19 protein-coding genes and 3 riboswitches are annotated in these 19483 nt (G+C 65.7%); of the genes, 9 read left to right on the top strand and 10 right to left on the bottom strand.

The window, feature by feature from the left end; all coding sequences use genetic code 11:
* Positions 1 to 9: 9 nt before the first annotated feature.
* From PQR08_RS27410 to cbiE, 4 genes are read right to left on the bottom strand one after another with little or no spacing between them, the layout of a single operon-like run.
* The gene (locus tag PQR08_RS27410; RefSeq protein WP_250484835.1) at positions 10 to 414 is read right to left on the bottom strand and encodes a DUF4186 domain-containing protein; all 405 of its coding nucleotides are present in this window, start codon (positions 412 to 414) and stop codon (positions 10 to 12) included.
* Between the two features lie 7 nt (positions 415 to 421).
* Positions 422 to 1147, bottom strand: a complete 726-nt coding sequence (gene cobM / locus PQR08_RS27405; protein WP_250484836.1) for a precorrin-4 C(11)-methyltransferase — start codon at positions 1145 to 1147, stop codon at positions 422 to 424.
* A complete protein-coding gene (locus tag PQR08_RS27400) occupies positions 1144 to 1914 on the bottom strand; it encodes a cobalt-precorrin-6A reductase (RefSeq protein WP_250484837.1) in 771 nt (256 codons plus the stop codon). The genes cobM and PQR08_RS27400 overlap by 4 nt, the downstream gene beginning before the upstream one ends.
* Before the next feature lie 6 nt (positions 1915 to 1920).
* Positions 1921 to 3132: a precorrin-6y C5,15-methyltransferase (decarboxylating) subunit CbiE gene (gene cbiE, locus PQR08_RS27395; protein WP_250484838.1), complete on the bottom strand. Its 1212-nt coding sequence runs from the start codon at positions 3130 to 3132 to the stop codon at positions 1921 to 1923.
* A 76-nt stretch (positions 3133 to 3208) separates the two neighbouring features.
* A riboswitch (cobalamin riboswitch) is annotated at positions 3209 to 3397 on the top strand.
* A 64-nt stretch (positions 3398 to 3461) separates the two neighbouring features.
* On the opposite strand from cbiE, the gene cobG reads away from it, so the two are divergent.
* Genes cobG through cobJ form a run of 4 tightly spaced genes read left to right on the top strand, consistent with a single transcriptional unit; the run spans position 3462 to position 7714 of the window.
* Positions 3462 to 4730, top strand: coding sequence for a precorrin-3B synthase (gene cobG, locus PQR08_RS27390; protein ID WP_250484839.1), 1269 nt, complete (start codon positions 3462 to 3464; stop codon positions 4728 to 4730).
* On the top strand, positions 4723 to 5349 hold the full coding sequence (locus PQR08_RS27385; RefSeq protein WP_250484840.1) for a precorrin-8X methylmutase: 627 nt from the start codon (positions 4723 to 4725) through the stop codon (positions 5347 to 5349). The genes cobG and PQR08_RS27385 overlap by 8 nt, the downstream gene beginning before the upstream one ends.
* On the top strand, positions 5346 to 6074 hold the full coding sequence (locus PQR08_RS27380; RefSeq protein ID WP_238295252.1) for a precorrin-2 C(20)-methyltransferase: 729 nt from the start codon (positions 5346 to 5348) through the stop codon (positions 6072 to 6074). Before PQR08_RS27385 ends, PQR08_RS27380 begins: the two co-directional genes overlap by 4 nt.
* Positions 6062 to 7714 (top strand): precorrin-3B C(17)-methyltransferase, encoded by a 1653-nt coding sequence (gene cobJ / locus PQR08_RS27375; protein ID WP_250484841.1) that lies wholly within the window; start codon positions 6062 to 6064, stop codon positions 7712 to 7714. Before PQR08_RS27380 ends, cobJ begins: the two co-directional genes overlap by 13 nt.
* On the opposite strand, the gene PQR08_RS27370 is transcribed toward cobJ, so the two are convergent.
* The 4 genes from PQR08_RS27370 to cobW all read right to left on the bottom strand — a co-directional run bounded on the left by PQR08_RS27370 (position 7690) and on the right by cobW (position 14257).
* Entirely contained in the window at positions 7690 to 8277 is a 588-nt protein-coding gene (locus PQR08_RS27370; protein WP_250484857.1) for a vWA domain-containing protein, read from the bottom strand. The genes cobJ and PQR08_RS27370 overlap by 25 nt on opposite strands.
* A 119-nt stretch (positions 8278 to 8396) precedes the next feature.
* Positions 8397 to 9392 carry a magnesium chelatase ATPase subunit I gene (locus tag PQR08_RS27365; RefSeq protein WP_250484842.1) on the bottom strand — a complete coding sequence of 332 codons (996 nt, stop codon included), beginning with the start codon at positions 9390 to 9392 and terminating at the stop codon, positions 8397 to 8399.
* On the bottom strand, positions 9389 to 13165 hold the full coding sequence (gene cobN / locus PQR08_RS27360; protein ID WP_250484843.1) for a cobaltochelatase subunit CobN: 3777 nt from the start codon (positions 13163 to 13165) through the stop codon (positions 9389 to 9391). The genes PQR08_RS27365 and cobN overlap by 4 nt, the downstream gene beginning before the upstream one ends.
* 6 nt (positions 13166 to 13171) lie before the next feature.
* A complete protein-coding gene (cobW, locus tag PQR08_RS27355) occupies positions 13172 to 14257 on the bottom strand; it encodes a cobalamin biosynthesis protein CobW (protein WP_250484844.1) in 1086 nt (361 codons plus the stop codon).
* Between the two features lie 120 nt (positions 14258 to 14377).
* A riboswitch (cobalamin riboswitch) is annotated at positions 14378 to 14634 on the bottom strand.
* A gap of 89 nt (positions 14635 to 14723) precedes the next feature.
* On the opposite strand from cobW, the gene PQR08_RS27350 reads away from it, so the two are divergent.
* From PQR08_RS27350 to PQR08_RS27335, 4 genes are all read left to right on the top strand, one after another.
* Positions 14724 to 15149 (top strand): cobalamin biosynthesis protein, encoded by a 426-nt coding sequence (locus PQR08_RS27350; RefSeq protein ID WP_250484845.1) that lies wholly within the window; start codon positions 14724 to 14726, stop codon positions 15147 to 15149.
* 292 nt (positions 15150 to 15441) lie between these two features.
* A complete protein-coding gene (gene cobO, locus PQR08_RS27345; protein ID WP_187606162.1) occupies positions 15442 to 16044 on the top strand; it encodes a cob(I)yrinic acid a,c-diamide adenosyltransferase in 603 nt (200 codons plus the stop codon).
* A 5-nt stretch (positions 16045 to 16049) separates the two neighbouring features.
* Complete coding sequence (locus PQR08_RS27340) at positions 16050 to 17348, top strand: cobyrinic acid a,c-diamide synthase CobB (protein ID WP_250484846.1); 1299 nt, start codon at positions 16050 to 16052, stop codon at positions 17346 to 17348.
* A complete protein-coding gene (locus tag PQR08_RS27335) occupies positions 17345 to 17587 on the top strand; it encodes a DUF1289 domain-containing protein (RefSeq protein WP_250484847.1) in 243 nt (80 codons plus the stop codon). The genes PQR08_RS27340 and PQR08_RS27335 overlap by 4 nt, the downstream gene beginning before the upstream one ends.
* A gap of 27 nt (positions 17588 to 17614) precedes the next feature.
* Here PQR08_RS27335 and PQR08_RS27330 read toward each other — a convergent pair whose 3' ends face one another.
* Together PQR08_RS27330 and PQR08_RS27325 are read right to left on the bottom strand one after the other, a co-directional pair.
* Positions 17615 to 18406: a CbtA family protein gene (locus tag PQR08_RS27330; RefSeq protein ID WP_250484848.1), complete on the bottom strand. Its 792-nt coding sequence runs from the start codon at positions 18404 to 18406 to the stop codon at positions 17615 to 17617.
* A 9-nt stretch (positions 18407 to 18415) separates the two neighbouring features.
* Positions 18416 to 18649, bottom strand: coding sequence for a CbtB domain-containing protein (locus PQR08_RS27325; RefSeq protein WP_187606159.1), 234 nt, complete (start codon positions 18647 to 18649; stop codon positions 18416 to 18418).
* Positions 18650 to 18678: 29 nt separating this feature from the next.
* Positions 18679 to 18804, bottom strand: a riboswitch (cobalamin riboswitch).
* A gap of 47 nt (positions 18805 to 18851) precedes the next feature.
* On the opposite strand from PQR08_RS27325, the gene PQR08_RS27320 reads away from it, so the two are divergent.
* Positions 18852 to 19427, top strand: coding sequence for a histidine phosphatase family protein (locus PQR08_RS27320; RefSeq protein WP_250484849.1), 576 nt, complete (start codon positions 18852 to 18854; stop codon positions 19425 to 19427).
* Positions 19428 to 19483: the final 56 nt, after the last annotated feature.

Genomic DNA, 19483 nt, shown 5'->3' with positions numbered 1-19483 from the left:
GAAAACGCTTCAGAAAGGCAATTCCCGCTGCGGATTGTCGGGCGCGGCGGCATTCGCGGCGGGTAGCGGTTGCGCGCGCAGCCAGCGCGCGATCGCATCGACGACATGTTGCCGCTCGGCATCGTCGAGCGCCCTGCCTGCCGCAATGCCGTGCCATTTGGCCAGACACGAACGGCAGCACGTCGCCGTCGCGTGTTGCGCGATGAACACCGGATGCCCGCGAAACGGCGTCTGCTTGCCGTCGTTCAAGGGCGATGGCGGCGCGAGCCGCTTGCCGATCAGCTCATGCGCCTGCGCGATCACCGTATCGACGCCCTTCTCCCGCAGATATTTCCCCTCGCGCACGCCGAGCGCGAAGCGCCGCCGGAATGCCGATTTCGCGAGCGCATCGAACACGGTGTCGAGGTCGCGCATCGTGCGATCAGTCCTTCGCGTAGAGCGTCGAATCCGCGAAGCCATCGGCGGTCAGCACGCGGCCGACGATGATCATCGCCGTGCGCTCCATGCCCGCCGCGCGCACTTTCGATGCAATCTCCGCGAGCGTTCCCTCGATACGCGTCTCGTCCGGCCAGCTCGCGCGAAACACGACCGCCACCGGACAATCCGCGCCGTAGTGCGGCACCAGATCCGCGACGATGCGCTCGATATGCCGCACGCCGAGATGAATCGCGAGCGTCGCGCGATGACGTGCGAGATCGGCGAGGCTTTCTCCTTCCGGCATCGATGTTTTCGTCGCGTAGCGCGTGAGGATGACCGTCTGCGAGATGCCCGGCAATGTCAGTTCCCGTTTCAGCGCCGCCGCCGTTGCCGCCGTCGCCGTCACGCCCGGCACGACTTCATAGGGAATCGCGAGCGCTTCGAGCCTGCGGATCTGCTCGCCGATCGCGCCGTAGAGCGACGGATCGCCCGAATGCACGCGCGCCACGTCCTGCCCGTTCGCGTGCGCGTCCTGCAAAAGCGCGACGATGGCGTCGAGATCGAGCTCGGCCGTGTCGATGCACTTCGTCGCGCGATGCCCGTCGAGCACGGCCTTCGGCACGAGCGAGCCGGCATACAGAATCACGGGACACGCGCGGATGAGCCGCTGTCCCTTGACGGTGATGAGTTCGGGATCGCCCGGTCCGGCGCCGATGAAATAGATCGTCATGTTTCGGATAGGTGGATTCGGTCGAGCCAGTTCAATAGCGCATCGCGGGCGCTCGCGGCATCATCGAACATCGTGTCCGCGTCCGGCAGCGACGGCCGCGTGAGCATCACGACCGGCAGGCCGCGCTCGCGCGCCACCGCGAGCTTCGCTTCGGTCGCGCGCCCGCCGCTGTTCTTGCTGACGATAACGTCGATGCCCGCCGCACCGAACAACGCGCGCTCGCCTTCGAGATGAAACGGCCCGCGGGCATCGATGACCTTCGCGCGTTCGTTGCCCGCATGCGCTTCGAGACAGCGGACCGTCCAGTATTGCGACGCGGGAATTTCATGCAGATGCCCAAGCGCCTCGCGCCCGAGCGTGAAAAGCGGCCGATGAAACGGCGCGATCCGATCGACGATTTCGCGCCAGCCCGCCGCATCGCGCCAGTCGTCACCCGGCTGCGGCTGCCACGCGGGACGGCGCACCGCCCAGAGCGGCACGTCCGCGAGCGTACAGGCGTCGTGCGCGTGCCGGCTCATTTGCGCGGCATACGGATGCGTCGCATCGACGACGAGCGCGATGTTCTCCGCGCGCAGATAGCGGACGAGCCCGTCGATGCCGCCGAAGCCGCCGACGCGCACCGTGCACGCCAGATCGCCCGGCACGCGCCCGAGGCCCGCGAGACTGTAGACATGCGCGGGCGGCAGCGCGCGTGCGATCGCGAGCGCGTCGCCGGTGCCGCCGAGCAGCAGCACGCGCTTCGTGTTTCCCGGCGCTTCTTTACGCATGACGCATCACGGTTTGCTGGCGTGCAACAGCGTGATCGGCAGCGCCTGACGCCAGGTATCGAAGTTGCCGAGCGGCTCCGCCTGCGCGACACCGATGCGCGTCAGTTCGCCGCCGTGCCGCGCGCGCCATTCGACGAGCGCGGCCTCGCTTTGCAGCGTCACCGCATTGGCGACGAGCCGCCCGCCCTGACGCAGACGCGCCCAGCACGCATCGAGCACGCCCGGCACGGTCAATCCTCCGCCGATGAAGACGGCATCGGGCGCGCTCAGGCCGTCGAGCGCGGCGGGCGCCTCGCCTTTCACGAGTTGCAGCGCGGGCACGCCGAGCGCGTCGCGGTTGTGCTCGATGAGGCGCTGCCGGCTTTCGTTCGCTTCGATCGCGATCGCTCGGCACGCGCCGTGCGCGCGCATCCATTCGATACCGATCGAGCCGCAGCCCGCGCCGACGTCCCACAAGAGTTCGCCCGGCTGCGGCGCGAGCCGAGCGAGCGTCACGGCGCGCACGTCGCGCTTGGTGAGCTGGCCGTCGTGACGATAGGCGTCGTCGGGCAAACCGGGCGTGAGCGGCGGCCCGGCGTGCCCGGCATGCGTGCGGCATTCGATGGCGACGAGATTGAGCGCGGCGACGAGCGGCTCGCGCCAGTCGTCGGCGCGCTCGTCGATACGTCGCTCATTGTTGCCGCCGAGATGCTCGAACACGGTCATGCGGCTCGCGCCGAAACCATGCGCGGTCAGGACCGCGGCGACGGCGGCGGGCGTCGCGCCGTCCGCGCTCAAGACGAGCAGGCGCACGCCGCGATGCAGGCTCGCGAGCAACGACGCGACGGGCCGCCCGACGAGCGACACGCACACGGCATCCTGCAGCGCCCAGCGCAAGCGCGCCGCCGCGAGCGACAGCGACGACGGCGCGGGAATGACGCGCATCTCGCCGTTGGCGACTTCACGCGCGAGCGTCGCGCCGACGCCGAAGCACATCGGATCGCCGCTCGCGAGCACGCATATGCGGGTCTTGCCGTCGCCGCGTCCGGCGAGCACGGCGTCGAGCGAAAAGGGTTTCGGCCACGGCACGCGGCTCGCGGCGATGCGCGCCGGCAGGAACGCGAGATGGCGCTCGCCGCCGTGAATCGACTGGGCGTCGAGCAGCGCGCGGCGTGCAACGCGGGACAGCCCGTGCCAGCCGTCTTCACCGATCCCCACTACGGTCAGCCAGTTCGACATGCGCCGCCTCCTTCACATGATTCGTAATGCGCTTGCGGCTGCAGCCCCGAAGCGCCTGGATGGTCGATAAAAGCGGGCATAATACAGGTCCGTCGGTGCCCGGGGTCGAAGAGACCCAGGGCCTAAGAGGGAACACAGAAAACTGTGGCTGCCCCCGCAATTGTACGCAGCGAGTCCGCGCTCCACTGCCACTGGTTTTTACCGGGAAGGCCGGCGCGAATGAAGACCTGCCAGCCAAGAGACCTGCCGACTCATCGCATTCGCGCGACGCCGACCGGGCGGGGTGTACCGGTTCGCTCATTACGCGCGAAGCCCAACGGGTCACGCTTTTGACTTCATTGAACCGCTCATCGCTCAACGCCGCGCCGCGCGCATCCGCGTGTCCGGGCCTGATGCGCATCGTGCCCGCGCGCGATGGCGGGCTCGCGCGCCTGCGGCTTGCGGGCGGCGTGTTGAGCGCGCACGCGGCGCGGGCCGTCGCGCGGGCGGCGCGTGACTGCGGCTCGGGCGTGATCGAGGTGACCAATCGCGCGAATCTCCAGTTGCGCGGCATCCGCGACGATGCCCATGCCGCGCTGATCGATATCGCGCTCGATGCGGGCCTCGGTCCGTCGACGTCGGGCGGCGACGACATCCGCAACGTGATGCTCAGTCCGCTCGCAAGCGACGACACGCGCGCGCTTGCCGCACAAATCATCGACGCGATGCAGGCCGACGCGTCGCTGCATGCGCTGTCGCCCAAATTCGCGCTGCAACTCGATGGCGGCGAGCGCCTCGCGATGCTCGATCATCCGCACGACCTGTGGCTCTCTGCAATGGACGATGGCGCGCGCTTCGCATTCGGCCTCGCGGGAACGATACGCCAGTGTCCGCTCGGCGCGATTCATCGCAGCGACATGGTGACATTCGTGTCCGGCGTGCTGCGCAGGTTTCTCGCGCTGGCCACGCCTGACGAACATCGTATGCGCGATCTGCTCGCACGTGTCGGCATCGCGCGCTTTCTCGAAGCATTCGATTTCGATGCAGCCATCGAGCACTGGCGACGCGCACCCGCCGATGCATCGCTGCGCCTCGGCGCCCACGTGGAACCATATCGCGCGACGTGGTACGCGGGCGCGCAAACGCCCCTCGGTCGTCTCGACGCGGCCATGCTCGAAGCCCTCGCCGATATCGCCGACACGCACGCCGAAGGCCTTCTCGCGATGACGCCGTGGCAAAGCGTGCTGATACCGGGCATCGCCGCGCATGACGCGCAAGACGTGTTGCGACGCCTACACGCGCAAGGCCTCGCGACCGACCCGCGCGATCCGCTCGCGCGCCTCATCGCGTGCGCAGGGTCCGAAGGCTGCGCGAAAAGCCACGCCGATACCAAAGCCGACGCGCATCGCCTCGCTTCGCTTCTGCCCTCGCATGATGAAAGCGAGGTGCACTTGAGCGGCTGCGAGCGCTCGTGCGCGGCGGCGCATCCGGTCCCGGTGACGCTCTATGCAGTCGCGCCGGGACGATATGACCTGCATCGCGGCGAACGAATCGTCGCGAGCAACCTGACCATCGAAGAGGCGGCCGAACGGCTCGCCCGGAGCCATGCCGATGCTTGACTACATCCGCGACGGCGCGGAGATTTATCGCCAGTCCTTTGCGACGATCCGCGCCGAAGCCGACCTCGCCGCCCTTCCCGCCGATCTGGAAAAGCTCGCGGTGCGCCTGATCCATGCGTGCGGCATGGTCGATATCGTGAGCGATCTGCGCTTTTCTTCCGGCGCGGGCATCGCCGGCCGGCACGCGCTCGCGGCAGGCGCGCCGATCCTGTGCGATGCGCGCATGGTCGCGGAAGGCATCACGCGCGCGCGGCTGCCCGCCGATAACCGTGTCGTCTGCACATTGAACGATCCGTCGATTCCCGAACGCGCCCGCGCGATGAACAACACGCGCTCGGCCGCCGCGCTCGAACTGTGGCGGCCCCATCTCGAAGGCGCGATCGTTACGATCGGCAATGCGCCGACCGCGCTCTTTCATCTGCTCGACATGCTCGATGCGGGCGCACCGAAACCCGCGCTCATCCTCGGCTTTCCGGTCGGCTTCATCGGTGCGGCGGAATCCAAGGCGATGCTCGCCGCCGATAGCCGCGGCGTGCCCTTCGTCGCCCTGCTCGGCCGGCGCGGCGGCAGCGCGATGGCGGCGGCGGCAGTGAACGCACTTGCTTCGGAGACCGAATGATGCGCGGCCGTCTCTATGGACTGGGCGTCGGCCCGGGCGATCCGGAGCTCATCACGCTGAAGGCGCTGCGCTTGCTCAAGGCCGCGCCGGTGGTTGCTTATTTCGTCGCGAAGGGCAAGAAGGGCAATGCGTTCGGCATCATCGAATCGCATCTCGACGACACGCAGACGCGGCTGCCGCTCGTCTATCCCGTGACGACCGAGGCGCTCGAACCGCCGCTCTGCTACGAGACGATCATCAGCGCGTTCTACGACGAAGCCGCGCTCACGATCTCCGGTCATCTCGAAGCCGGACGCGACGTCGCGGTGATCTGCGAAGGCGATCCGTTCTTTTACGGCTCGTACATGTATCTGCACGACCGTCTCGCTGCGCGCTTCGATGCGCATGTCGTGCCGGGCGTGTGCTCGATGCTCGGCGGCGTCGCGGTGCTGGGCGTGCCGCTCGTGTATCGCAATCAGAGTCTGTCGGTACTGTCGGGCGTATTGCCCGAAGACGATCTGAAGCGCCGTCTCGAAGCGGCGGATGCGGCTGTCATCATGAAGCTCGGCCGCAACTTCGAGAAAGTGCGGCGCGTGCTCGGCGAGCTCGGGCTCGATGAACGTGCGCTCTATGTCGAGCGCGCGACGATGGCGAATCAGCGCATCGTGCCGCTCGATGAAGTCGATCCGATGGCGTCGCCGTATTTCTCGCTGCTCGTCGTGCCGGGGAAAAAATGGCGCGCGTGAGTGCTTCCATGCCGATGGCGATCGTGATTCTCGGTGCGGGCGCGCTCGATACGGCGCGGCGCATTCAGACGAGTTTCGAGCAAGCGCGCGTTCATGGCCTCGCCAGCCGCGTGAATGCGGATATCGCGTATGACGATTTCGGCGCGCATGTACGCGCGTTGTATGCGTCGGGCACGCCGATCGTCGCGCTGTGCTCCGCGGGCATCGTGATTCGCGCGCTCGCGTCATCGCTTGCCGACAAGATCGCGGAACCGCCCGTGCTCGCCATTGCGCAGGATGGCAGCGCGGTCGTGCCGCTGCTCGGCGGGATGAGCGGCGTGAACGTGCTGGCGCGCGAGATCGGCGTTTCGCTCGGCATCATGCCCGCGATCACGACGAGCGGCGAGCTGCGCTTCGGTCAATGTCTGCTCGCGCCGCCCGAAGGTTATGCGCTCGCGGATATCGAGCAGGGCAAGCGCTTCGTGTCGGATTTGCTCGCGGGCGAAACCACGCGCATCGAGGGCCACGCGCCCTGGCTCGACGATGCCGACCTGCCCCGCTCAGGCGATGCACGTCTTGCCGTGCGCATCACGCCGCTCGCCGCGCACGACGAAGACAGTCTCGTGATTCATCCGCGCTGCGTGCTCGCGTGGATCGAACATCTATCTTCCGATGACGATGATGTCGCCGAACGCATACGTGCCGCGATGCGCGCTCAGGGACTATCGCCGCTTGCGCTCGCGGCGTTGGCAGCGCCTGCGCGCTACATGACATCGCGTTCGCTCGAAGACGCCGCGCGTGCGCTGAACGTACCGCTGCGCTTTTGCGATGCCGCGCCGTTCGACGCCGATACGCAAGGCATCGCATTGCACGTAAGCGATACGCCCGTGGATGCGCAATCGATCGGCCGTGCGCGCGGCGCGCTGACCGTGATCGGGCTCGGCCCCGGCAGCGCGGAACTGATGACGCCGGCCGCGCGAGCCGTGCTCGTCGCCGCGCAAGACGTGCTCGGCTACGAAACCTATGTGCGCATGGCCGGGCCGTTTCGCGACGATCAGCGCGTGCACATGACCGACAACCGCGAGGAACTGCAGCGCGCGCGCCACGCCTTCGAACTGGCGACCGAGGGACGGCGCGTGGTCGTGGTGTCGTCCGGCGATCCGGGCGTGTTCGCGATGGCCGCCGCCGTGCTCGAAGCGCTCGACGAAGGGCGCGCGGCGCATCCCGAATGGAGCGCTGTGAAGCTCGCGATCGTGCCGGGCGTATCGGCATCGCTCGCGACGGCCGCGCGTGCCGGCGCGCCGCTCGGCCACGATTTCTGCGTGCTGTCGCTATCGGATAACCTGAAGCCGTGGGACGTGATCGAGAAACGCATCGCACACGCGGGCGAAGCTGACCTTGTTATGGCGTTCTATAACCCGCTGTCGAAAGCGCGGCCTTGGCAATTCGACCGCGCAATCGACATCGTGAAGCGCTATCGCGATCCGCACACGCCCGTCGTGCTGGGAAGAGATATCGGGCGACCGGCTGAAGCGTTGCGCATCGTCACGCTGGGCGAACTGAAAAGCGAACACGTCGATATGCGGACGATGGTGATCGTCGGATCATCGACGACGCGTGTGGTGGGAGACTGGGTTTATACGCCGCGATGGTATGAGTGATCGCCGCCTTCGCTCAGCGCATCGGCGGTGATGTATCGCGCGCCCCAATCGAGGGCGAGCGCCTTGCCGCGTCCGGCTCGAATCGAACCCTCTTCGAAGTCCACGACGACGATCTCATCGGCCGACGCGGGCGCTTGCGGGTTCTCGTTCGTGCGCCCGTCGGTCAGCACCCACAACCAGCGCCGTTGCGCTGGCCTGTGCCTGGCCGCGCGTTCGAGCACCGTGGCGGCGCTCGATAACCCGAGCGCGAGCGGCGTGCCGCCACCGCCGCCGATCGGCGCGATCCAGCGCTCGTTGAACCAATGCGCCGCGCCCGGCTGACGGCGCACTTCAGCGCGTCCGCCGCCGAAACACACGAGCGCGGTCTTCGCACGTTCGCGATAGGCCCGATCGAACAACGCAACGAGCATCCCCTTCGCGCGCGCAAGCCGCTCGCCCGCGAGCATCGAACCGGAGCAATCGAGCAGAAAGCAATGCAGCACCGCGCCCTCGCCCTGCGTGCGCCGATAGCGAAGATGCCGGGCATCGAGACGCCTCGAGCGCTTCGCGCGCAGCGTCGATATCCAGTCGATCGACGCGCTCTCTTCACCCTCGCGCGCAACGTAGCGGCCTTTCGTGCGCGATTCGTTCCATCGAAGGCGATGCCTCACGTCGAAGGCATCCGCGTCGCGCCTTCGATGGTTCAGGCTTTTTTTGCGGCGAGCGGCCTCACTTGCTTGACCTTCGCGATGCCCGTCGGCTCCGGCGGCATCGCGCCCCAGTCCGATTCGCCCGAGCCTGCATCGTGCGGCGTGGATTCACGCGCGGCGGGTTCACGCGAAGGCGATTCGGTCTCTCGCCGTCGATGCTTCAGCACCGCATCGGCGACACGCTCGACATGCATCACCGTCACGTTCGACGCACCGTCCAGTGCAGCAAGCGCCCGCGCCGCGCGCAGCATCACGATATCGGCGCGCAAGCCGTCCACATGTGCCTCGATGCAAAGCTCGCTCACGCGCGCATGAACCGCATCGTCGAAATCGAATGACGAAAGCGCCGCGCGCGCCGCATGAATGCACTGGCCCAGCGACGTCTGTTCGCCTTCGTGCCGCACGCGAAATTCTTCGGGATCCGTATCGAATGCGAGCCGGGACTTCACGATGCGCTGCCGCACGCCTGCATCGAAGCAATTGCTCATCTCCACGGCAAGACCGAAACGATCGAGCAATTGGGGACGCAGCTCGCCCTCTTCCGGATTCATCGTGCCGATCAGCACGAAGCGCGCGTCATGCCGATGCGAAATGCCATCGCGCTCGATGATGTTCACGCCGCTCGCCGCGACATCGAGCAACTGATCGACGAGCGGATTCGGCAGAAGATTCACTTCATCGACATACAGCACGCCGAGATGCGCCTTCGCGAGCAGGCCGGGCGAAAACTTCACGCCGCCATCGCGCAATGCGCTTTGAATATCGAGCGTGCCGATCAGCTGCTCCTCGCTCGCGCCGAGCGGCAAGGTCACGAGCTTTCCCTCGGGCAGCAGCTCCGCGAGCGCGCGCGCCGCCGTGGATTTCGCCGTGCCGCGCGGCCCGCTGACGAGCACGCCGCCGATCGATGGATCGACTGCCGCGAGCAAAAGCGCTTGCTGCAAGGGCGCTTGCGCAACGAGCGCGGTAAAGGGGAAAGTGTTCTGGTTCAATGTTGTCGGCCCTCGATGCACTGTTCGACATCGAGCAGATGCCGTTCGACCTGCTCGCGATAGCCCGCGGGTTCTTGCCACAGACCGCGTTGCATCGCTTCGAGCAAGCGCTCGCAGATCGATTGCAGCGCGTGCGGATTGTGTTGCGTGATGAACTCGCGCGTGTCGGCGTCGTTCACGTATGCATCGGTGACGAGCGCGTATTGATGATCCGACACGACACGCGCCGTGGCGTCATAGCCGAAAAGATAATCGACGGTGGCGGCGAGTTCGGACGCGCCCTTGTAGCCATGCCGCTTCACGCCGTCGATCCACTTCGGATTGACGACGCGTGAACGCACCACGCGCGCGATCTCTTCGTTCAAGGTGCGCACGCGCGGCGCGGCGGGATTGCTGTGATCGGCGTTATACGCCTGCGGCTGCACGCCCGACAGATAACGCACGGCCGCAATCATGCCGCCCTGAAACTGGTGATAGTCGTTCGAATCAAGCAGATCGTGTTCGCGATTGTCCTGATTCTGCAGCACGACATCGAGCGTCGAAAGCCGCGTGCCGAAGCTCGCGCGCGCTTCGACGCCATCGCCCGCTTGCGAGTATGCGTAACCGCCCGTGCTTTGATAGGCAGCGGAAAGATCGGCATCGGACTGCCATTGTCTTGCGTCGATCAGCTCCTGCAAGCCCGCGCCGTATGCGCCCGGCTTCGTGCTGAACACGCGCCAGCCCGCGCGCTGCCGCGCCTCCTTCGCTTCGATGCCGCGCGCGATCAGTTCGTCGCGTTCGCGCAGAATGCGTGCGCGGATCGGGTTGATATCGGCGGGTTCGTCGTCGAGTTCGGCGACGGCCTGCACGGCCGCATCGAAGAGATGGATGAGGTTCGCGAAGGCATCGCGGAAAAAGCCCGACACGCGCAGCGTCACGTCGATACGCGGCCGGTTGAAGATCGATATCGGCAGGATCTCGAAGTCGGTCACGCGATGACTGCCCGCCGCCCACTTCGGCCGCACGCCGATGAGCGCGAACGCCTGAGCGATGTCGTCGCCACCGGTGCGCATCGTCGCCGTGCCCCACACGGACAAGCCGATGGCACGCGGAAAATCGCCGTGGTCCTGCACATGACGTTCGACCAGTGCGTTCGCCGACTTGAGTCCGAGCGACCAGGCCGCCTGCGTCGGCAATGCGCGTGTATCGACGGAATAGAAATTGCGGCCCGTGGGCAGCACGTCGGGCCTGCCGCGCGACGGCGAACCGCTCGGACCCGGCGGCACGAAACGCCCTTCGAGGCCGCGCTTCAATTGCAAAAGCTCTTGCGGGCCGCATGCATCCAGACGGGCGAGCACATCGCCGCGCAGACGTTCGAGCACGAGCGATGCATGCGGACCGGGCGCTGCGGTATCGTCGTCCGACAAAAGCTGCATCGCTAGCGTTTCGAGGCGCTCGCGCGTATCGCCCTGATGACGCCACGGCGCATCGCTGACTTCGACGAGCGCACGTGGACACGGCCCGTTCCACGGCGCAGCCCAGTCGGCATCGAGCGGATCGAACTCGGCGGGCAGTTGCAGATCGCGCGCGATCGCCGTGATGAGGCCTGCGTTCGCGCCCTGCCCGTCGCCGATCGGAAAACGGCCGAGCGCGAGCAGCGTATCGCGGCGCTGCATGCCTTGCGGCGAAACGCCGAACACATGCAGGCCATCGCGAATCTGCGCTTCCTTCAGCTCGCAGAGATACGCGTCGGCGCGCGTGAGCAAGGCATCTTCGCCTACGGCATCACGCGGCGCATCGAGACCGAGCTCTTCGTGCAGCCTGTTCTCGACGATGTTCGCGAGGATCGACCGGCGCAACAGCTTCGCGCGCCGCGCATCGACCATCAGCGCTTCGTAGTATTCGTCGACCTGACGCTCAAGATCCTGCAACGGCCCGTAGTTCTCGGCGCGCGTGAGCGGCGGCATCAGATGATCGATGATGACCGCCTGCGCGCGACGCTTCGCCTGGCTGCCTTCGCCCGGATCGTTGACGATGAACGGATAGAGATGCGGCATCGGACCGAGAATCGCATCGGGCCAGCACGACGATGACAACGCGACGCTCTTGCCCGGCAGCCATTCGAGATTGCCGTGCTTGCCGACATGCACGATCGCATCCATCTGAAAGCGCAGACGCAGCCAGACATAGAACGCGAGATACGAATGCGGCGGAACGAGTTCGGCATCGTGATAGCTCGCGTAATCGTGGCGTTCGCGCGAGCGCGAAGGCTGTATGCCGATGAAGACTTCGCCGCAACGATAGCCCGCGATCATGAAGCGGCCGCGTCTTATGGTGGGATCGTCTTCGGGCGCGCCCCAGGTCTTTTCCAGCGCGGCGCGCGCATCGGCGGGCAGCATGCGGTATGCGTCGAGATAGTCGTCGAGCGCGAGACTCTGCAGCGCGGGACGCAAGTCGCGCACGATGGGATCGTTGGTCACGCCTTCGGTCAGCGCGGCGATGAGCGCATCGCCGTTCGCGGGAATGTCGCCCACGCGATAGCCTTCGCGCGCGAGCATCGACAGAATGCCGATGGCCGATGCGGGCGTGTCGAGTCCCACGCCGTTGCCGATGCGCCCTTCGTTCGCCGGATAGTTCGCGAGCACGAGCGCGATGCGCTTCTGCGCATTCGGCGTATGACGCAGCCTGCACCAGCGGCGGCTCAGTTCCGCGACGAAGCGCACGCGCTCAACGTCGGCCTGATAGCGCACCACGTCCACTTGCGTGTGCTTGCAGTAATACGCGAGGCCCTTGAAGCTGATCGCGCGCGTGATGATGCGGCCATCGACTTCGGGCAGCGCGACATGCATCGCGACATCGCGCGAGTTCAGCCCGTGATTGTCCTTTTGCCAGTCGTCGCGATTGCCGCCGCTCAGAATGACTTGCAGCACGGGCGCATCGCCCGCGACTTCGAATACTTCGTCTTCGCCTATCACGCTCGCCGCGAAAGCCGTCGTATTCAATACGAGCGATGCGCGATGCTCCGCGCACAAACGGTCCACGACTTCGCGGCTCACGCTCTCTTTCAGCGATGAGATCGCGATCGGCAACGGGTTCATGCCTTCTTTTTCGAGCGCTTCGATGAGCGCATCGAACACGGCGGTGTTACCCGACTGCAAATGCGCGCGATAAAAAAGAATAGCGGCAACGGGCGCGCCTTCGGTCCAGCGCGCCTGCCAGTCTTCGATCGTCGCGATATCGCGCTCGGGATGATAGATCGCCACGGCAGGCAGCGGGCTCGGCGGCTGCGGTTCGCGTCCGAAGCCGAACGCGTGATGCGCGATCGTGCGCAGGAATTCTTCCGCATTGCGCGCGCCGCCTTCACGCAGATAGCGCGACAGCTCGCGGCAGAACCGGGCATCCGCCGTGCTTTTGCCGATGAGATTCGGATCCTCCGTGAGATCGCCCGAAAACATCGCGAGCATCTGTTGCTCTTGTTTCGCGAGCGCGACGAGCCGCTCGATGCCGTAAGGCCAGTACGATTCGCCGCCAAGGTGATCGACGATCACGACCTTCGCGTGACGCAACACATCGTCGATATAGAAATCGACCGACGCGGGCTGGCGCAGAAACGATTGATTCGCGAGCCGCACTTCGGGAAAGCCCGCTTCCAGACGCGGAAACACGCTCGCGAGCAACGCGAGCGTCGTGTCGGCGGAACTGAGCACCACGATCGGCGCGCGTGTCTGATCGATGCGCATGACGCCTTGCGCATCGTCGACGAAGCCTCCCGGTGTCGTGCGGAGCAGATGCATGGCTGTTTATGCCTGCACCGCAGCGCTTGCGAGCGCCGCGTCGAATGCGCGTTGCAGCGTGTCGCGATCGAGGTCTTCGCCGATCAGCACGAAACGGCTTTGCGTCGTCGCTTCGCCGGCTTGCCAGCGGCGATCGAAATAGCTGTCGAAACGACGCCCGACGCCCTGCACGACGAGCCGCATCGCAGCGCCCGGCAGCGCGGCGAAACCTTTCACGCGATAGATCGTGTGATGCTCGACGAGCGCATGCAATGCCGCGATGGCCTGCTCGCGCGATTCCACCTTGCCGTGAACGACGAACGAATCGAACTCGTCGTGATGATGATCCGCGTGGCCTTCATCGTCGGGCGAGCCGTGATGATCGTGGCGCAGATGAATCGTCTCTTCCGACGCCGCTTCGAGACCGAGCAGCGTATGCACATCGAGCTTGCCCATTTGCGCGGGCACGATCTTCACTTCGCGCGGAATCTCGGGACGCACGAGCGCCTCGACTTTTTGCAGCGCTGCATCGTCCATGAGATCGGTCTTGTTCACGATGACGAGATCCGCCGACGCGAGCTGATCCTCGAACAACTCGTGCAGCGGCGATTCGTGATCGAGATTCGGATCGGCCTTGCGCTGCGCATCGACGGCGACGGGATTCGCCGCGAACTGCCCGCTCGCGGCAGCGGGGCCATCGACCACGGTGACGACCGCATCGACCGTGAACGCATTCTTGATCGACGGCCAGTTGAACGCCTGCACGAGCGGCTTCGGCAACGCGAGACCCGATGTTTCGATCAGCACGTGATCAATGCTCTCACGCCGCTCGACGAGCTGCTCCATCACCGGATAGAACTCTTCCTGCACGGTGCAGCACAGGCAACCGTTCGCGAGTTCATACAGATTACGATCTTTGGACCCGGCTTCGTCGTCGCAGCCGATGCCGCAGCCCTTCAGGATTTCCCCGTCGATGCCGAGCTCGCCGAACTCGTTGACGATCACCGCGATGCGCTTTCCTTGCGCGTTGGACAGGATATGTCGCATCAGCGTGGTCTTGCCGCTGCCGAGAAAGCCGGTCACGACCGTGACGGGGATCTTGCGGGTTTGCATCGTAGCTCCGTGGCTTCAGGTGCGTGCGCTTCGTGTCGCGCGATGCGTGACAACGCCGCGGGATGAAATGGGAAACGCACGCTTGATGGATCATGGGCCGCGCCGCATCCCCGCGACAGCGATCCCTGTGAAAGTCTGGCCGGTATCCGGGCTGACGATTGCGCCGCTTCGCCTTCCCGCGCGTTATCACGCGCAGTGGCCTCGAAGCCGGCTTCCCGTTCGTGCGATGAAAACATCGCGTGGACGGGGAATCGTTTACCGTTGCGGGGGCAGCGCAGGTTGACGTCCGCTCGATCGGTCGAAGGAACGCGCCCTGCTTCCCGTTTAACTGCGCGCGAGAGAATCCGCGCGCGAGCACCAAAACTGCGTGAAAGTCTAGGCCCGGCGGGCGCGAGCGTCAAGAAATGACGCGGCGCGCGCGGTGTCATAATGCTGGCCCGCGCGGCGCGCTTTCTTTGAATCGCACATGGAATCCGTCATTGCTCGCATGAATGCGTCTGCCGCTATGCGGCTCGCGGTCGGTATCGGCTGCAGGCGAGGCACGAGCGCCGATGCGATCGAACGCGCGGTGCGCCTCGCGCTGGGAGCGCATCGATTCGATGAGATCGCGATCGTCGCGAGTATCGATGCGAAAAGGGATGAAGCGGGCTTGCTCGCGTTCTGCGAGCGTCGCGGTCTGCCGCTGCGCTTCTATAGCGCCGATGAAATCGCGCATGCGCCACGCACCGCGATTTCACATCATGCAGCGAAGCATCTGAACGTCGATGGCGTATGCGAGCCCTGCGCGCTGCTTGCGGGCAACGCGCGCACGCTCATCGTGCCAAAGACGATCGATTGCGGCGTAACCGTCGCGATCGCAGCGGCGCATGAAACCGGTGCGAACGGAACATGAATACCGGCTTCGTCGCCATCCGCGGGCTTTTGGTTTCGGCGAGCGGCTTCGCGACAACCGGCCTGAACTTGTCGCGGCAGAGCCAGACGAGAACGATGAGCGCCACGAGTTCCAGATAGAGATAGAGCGCGTCCATTTTTCTGCTCCTGAAGTCGGTGAGTGCGTGAGTGCATGATGCCCACCGTCTGTTAGCGCAGAATTAAGCCGCGAACGCAGCCGCCACCTGATGTACGATACGGCCGTCTTTCGTCATGCAAAGACCCGCCGCAATCCCGTTCACACTGGAGTCGATGTGAAAACCGATACCGAATCGCATCTGCGCATGACCCAACGCCGCAAGGAAGGTCACGAGAAAAAGCAGGCCGCCGCCGATCACGAAAAAGGCCTTCTGATCGTGAATACCGGCAACGGCAAGGGCAAGACCACGGCGGCGTTCGGCATGGCCGTGCGCGTGCTCGGTCATGGCATGAAGCTCGGCGTCGTGCAGTTCATCAAGGGCGCGCTGCATACGTCCGAGCGCGATTTCCTCGGCGCGATCGCTCATTGCGATTTCGTCACGATGGGCGACGGCTATACCTGGAACACGCAGAACCGCGAAGCCGACATGGCGACCGCGCGCAAAGGCTGGAACGAGGCGCGGCGCATGATCGAAAGCGGCGAGTATCGGATGGTCGTGCTCGATGAACTGAACACCGTGCTCAAGTACGAATATCTGCCGCTCGATGAAGTGCTCGACGTGCTGAAGGCGCGCCCCGCGATGCTGCATGTGGTCGTGACGGGCCGTCATGCGCCCGATGCGCTGATCGAACTCGCGGACCTCGTCACCGAGATGCGGCTCGTGAAGCACCCCTATCGCGAGCAGGGCGTGAAGGCGCAACGCGGCGTCGAGTTCTGAACGCGATGCCCGACTGCCCCGCTCTTTTCATCGGCGCAAGCGCGTCGCATCAAGGCAAGACCACGGTGACGGCCGCGCTCGCGCGTCATCACACGCGCCGTGGCCTGAACGTGCGCGTCTTCAAGACCGGCCCGGATTTTCTCGATCCGATGATCCTCGAACGCGCATGCGGCGCGCCCGTCTATTCGCTGCATCTGTCGATGGTCGGGCTCGATGCGTGCCGCGCAATGCTTGCACAAGCCGCGCGCGAGGCCGATCTCATCCTCATCGAAGGCGTGATGGGTCTTTTCGACGGCACGCCCAGCAGCGCCGATCTCGCCGCCGCGTTCAACGTGCCCGTGCTCGCGGTGATCGGCGCGCACGGCATGGCGCAGACCTTCGGCGCGATCGCGTTCGGGCTCGCGCGTTATCGCGCGGACGTGCCGTTTCACGGCGTGCTCGCGAATCGCGTCGCGTCGCCGCGTCATGCGCAGATGCTGTCGGAGACCATTCCAGAGGGGCTGCGCTATTGCGGCTATCTGTCGAACGCGGACGATATCGCGCTGCCCGAGCGTCATCTCGGCCTCACGCAGCCGGAAGAAATCGCGGGTCTCGACGCGCGGCTCGATCGCGCCGCCGATGCAATCGCGCAAACCACGCTCGCGGATCTGCCGCCGTCGGTTTATTTCGATGAAGCGAGCCTTCCCACGCCCCCGCGTCTGCTCGACGGGATGCATATCGCGATTGCGCGTGACGCCGCGTTCTCGTTCGTCTATCCGGCGAACGTCGATCTGCTCGTCGCGATGGGCGCGCGCATCAGCACGTTTTCGCCGCTGGCCGACGAACCCGCACCGCACGACGCCGATGCGCTCTATCTTCCCGGCGGTTATCCCGAGCTGCATGCGGCGACGCTCGCCGTGAATGCGCGCACGCGCGCGTCGATCGGCGGACACGTCGCGAAAGAGAGGCCGGTCGTCGCGGAATGCGGCGGCATGCTGTATCTGCTCGACACGCTGACGGACATCGAAGGCACGCGGCACGCGATGCTCGGCATTCTCCCCGGCGATGCCGCGATGCAACGCAAGCTGTCGCGCCTCGCGATGCAGCGCATCGACACGATGCACGGCGCGATGACGGGCCACACGTTCCATTACTCGACGCTGCACACACCGATGCAGGCCGTCCTCGAAGCGAAACACGCGACGACGGGCACATCGGGCGAAGCGCTCTATCGGCACGGTCCGGTGACGGCCACCTACATGCACGCTTACTGGCCGTCGAATCCGGCCGCTGCCGCCGCGCTCTTTCGCGGCGAATCACTATGACGACCACGCAAGACATCCGCACGCCCCTCGACCTCGCCTTCACGATCGAGCGCGCCAAGACGCAGGAACCGGTCGGCTCGCCATGCACCGACGTATGCAAGCTCGATCCCGAAACGGGCTTATGCCTCGGCTGCTTCAGAAGCCGCGAAGAGATCAAGACCTTCAGATCGATGGACGATGCCGCGAAGCTCGATCTGTTCGACGCGTTGCTCGCGCGGCGTGCGGCGCGCGCGAAGTGAGCCGTGTGATCGAGCCGGATAAGCCGGTCAAGCCGCGGCCATTCTCCTGACGGCCGGCCGTTCCAGCTCACGCGCGGCGAGTGCGCCGAACACGAGACCGAGCGTCGTCCAGATCAGCGCCTGAATGCCGATCGCGGCCAGCCGGAAGTTCCACAGCAGCGAGGCCGAGAAATCGGCGGGCACTTCATCGATGCGCGGCAGCGCGACCTGCGCCACCACGATCACGACGATATACGCGGCCGCGGCGATGAGCGTCGCGTTCCAGCCGTCATGTTGCGCCGCCATGCGCCGCCGCAGCCACACGGCGAACACGGCCGCCGCGATGGAAATCGCCACCATGCCGAAGAAAAGCGCCGTACGCGGCCCGATGGTGTCGGCATTGCCGACCGCCGGCGGATTGGGCGGATACTTGAGGAACGGCACGATGGCGATGCTCACGAAGCCGAACAACGCCAGCAGCGCCGACGTGCCCCGCGCGCGCAACGCGCCGAGCCGCCCGTAGGCGAACGCGAACACGAGCGAGAAAAGACCGCCCAGCGCGGTGCCGAACACCGCAACGCCCGTCAGGAGGCCGAGGCCCGCTTGCGTATCGCGTGAGACGAGTTCCTCGTCGCCGTGATCGTGCGAATGCGCGGCGCCTGTCGCGGCGTCGGCATGCTCATGTTCGTGCTCATGCGCGGCTTGCGCATGCTCGTGCTGTTCCTCGAACGCGATGGCGCGCGCCACCGACGGCTCGCCGAACGCACGCGCGAAGCCGAAGCCGATCAGGCCCGCGACCAGCCCCGCGATCATGCCGCGTATCAGCAAAGTGCGAATCATGACGCGTCCTCAGTGGCACGGAAAGCCGAGCAGATGCCGGCCGTCGTGAACGAATTCGTGGACGTACATGCCCGAGAAAATCGACGTTGCGCCCTGCTCCGCGCCGACGAAATAAATGGCGATCAGCAAAAGAAGGCCGATGAAGACGGCCCACGGCAGCACTTCGCGCACCGGGATGGGCACGGGTGCGTCGAGCGACGGGGAAACCGGAGCGGAAAAGACCGGCGTGCTGGAAGCATTCATGATGGTTCTCCAGGGAAAAGCGCGTCCCGATTGACGAAGAGCTTGCAGCGGGGTCTGACTCGCGGCGCAACGCTTTCACGCTGACGAACGCATACAGTGGCGCGACCGTGCCGGGTTTGCACCGGCTTCCTCGCACTGCAAGCTTGCCATTCTATGATGATCGGCGGCAAAGTAAAACGATTCCGAATTGCCCTAACGCCCCTTGGAACTCATTCTGTTGTGTCACGCCGCCACGCGCGCGATGAAAACCGGCCACTTTCCCAACGGCGACGAGCTCGCCGAGCATGACGCGCGCTCGCGGCTCGCACCGCTCTTCGTGGGGCCGCAAGACCGTACGCGCGTGATTTCAGGCGCCGCGCCCGTGGCACGCCAGACGGCAGCATGGCTCGCGGATGCATTCGACATCGATCCCGCATTCGACGACATCGACTATGGCCGCTGGCGCGGGCAATCGATACGCGAGACAGGCGAACGCGAGCCAGAGCACGTCGCCGCGTGGCTCGCCGATCCGCAGGCGCGCGGGCATGGCGGCGAGAGCATCGCCATGCTCGCGGTGCGCGTCGCGCAGGGGCTGGAGTTCATCGATGGCCTGAATGCGTGCGAGCGCTGCATCGTCGTCACGCATGCGATCGTCGTGAAAGTGGCGCTCGCGCATGCGCTCGGCATGCCGCTCGAATCCGTCTACCGGATGAACTTCGCGCCGCTCTCGTCCACGGTGCTCAAGCGCGCATCGGCCGCCGGAGCATGGACTGCCGAACTGCCACGTCAGCCGGCCTGAACTTCATTGCTTACGAATCGCTCAAACGAGCAGCGCATCGCATGCGCGTTCCGCTT

Origin of the sequence: Caballeronia jiangsuensis (genome assembly GCF_046030135.1) — a bacterium.
In the GTDB taxonomy this organism is placed as follows: Bacteria; Pseudomonadota; Gammaproteobacteria; order Burkholderiales; family Burkholderiaceae; genus Caballeronia; species Caballeronia jiangsuensis.
Note: the sequence above shows the minus strand (reverse complement) of the source record. Positions and strands in the feature narration are given on the sequence as shown.

Coding starts and splice junctions, on each gene's coding strand:
- PQR08_RS27410 (WP_250484835.1), bottom strand. CDS start 414: ATGCGCGACCTCGACACCGTGTTCGATGCGCTCGCGAAATCGGCATTC.
- cobM (WP_250484836.1), bottom strand. CDS start 1,147: ATGACGATCTATTTCATCGGCGCCGGACCGGGCGATCCCGAACTCATC.
- PQR08_RS27400 (WP_250484837.1), bottom strand. CDS start 1,914: ATGCGTAAAGAAGCGCCGGGAAACACGAAGCGCGTGCTGCTGCTCGGC.
- cbiE (WP_250484838.1), bottom strand. CDS start 3,132: ATGTCGAACTGGCTGACCGTAGTGGGGATCGGTGAAGACGGCTGGCAC.
- PQR08_RS27385 (WP_250484840.1), top strand. CDS start 4,723: ATGCTTGACTACATCCGCGACGGCGCGGAGATTTATCGCCAGTCCTTT.
- PQR08_RS27380 (WP_238295252.1), top strand. CDS start 5,346: ATGATGCGCGGCCGTCTCTATGGACTGGGCGTCGGCCCGGGCGATCCG.
- cobJ (WP_250484841.1), top strand. CDS start 6,062: ATGGCGCGCGTGAGTGCTTCCATGCCGATGGCGATCGTGATTCTCGGT.
- cobN (WP_250484843.1), bottom strand. CDS start 13,165: ATGCATCTGCTCCGCACGACACCGGGAGGCTTCGTCGACGATGCGCAA.
- cobW (WP_250484844.1), bottom strand. CDS start 14,257: ATGCAAACCCGCAAGATCCCCGTCACGGTCGTGACCGGCTTTCTCGGC.
- PQR08_RS27350 (WP_250484845.1), top strand. CDS start 14,724: ATGGAATCCGTCATTGCTCGCATGAATGCGTCTGCCGCTATGCGGCTC.
- PQR08_RS27340 (WP_250484846.1), top strand. CDS start 16,050: ATGCCCGACTGCCCCGCTCTTTTCATCGGCGCAAGCGCGTCGCATCAA.
- PQR08_RS27335 (WP_250484847.1), top strand. CDS start 17,345: ATGACGACCACGCAAGACATCCGCACGCCCCTCGACCTCGCCTTCACG.
- PQR08_RS27330 (WP_250484848.1), bottom strand. CDS start 18,406: ATGATTCGCACTTTGCTGATACGCGGCATGATCGCGGGGCTGGTCGCG.
- PQR08_RS27325 (WP_187606159.1), bottom strand. CDS start 18,649: ATGAATGCTTCCAGCACGCCGGTCTTTTCCGCTCCGGTTTCCCCGTCG.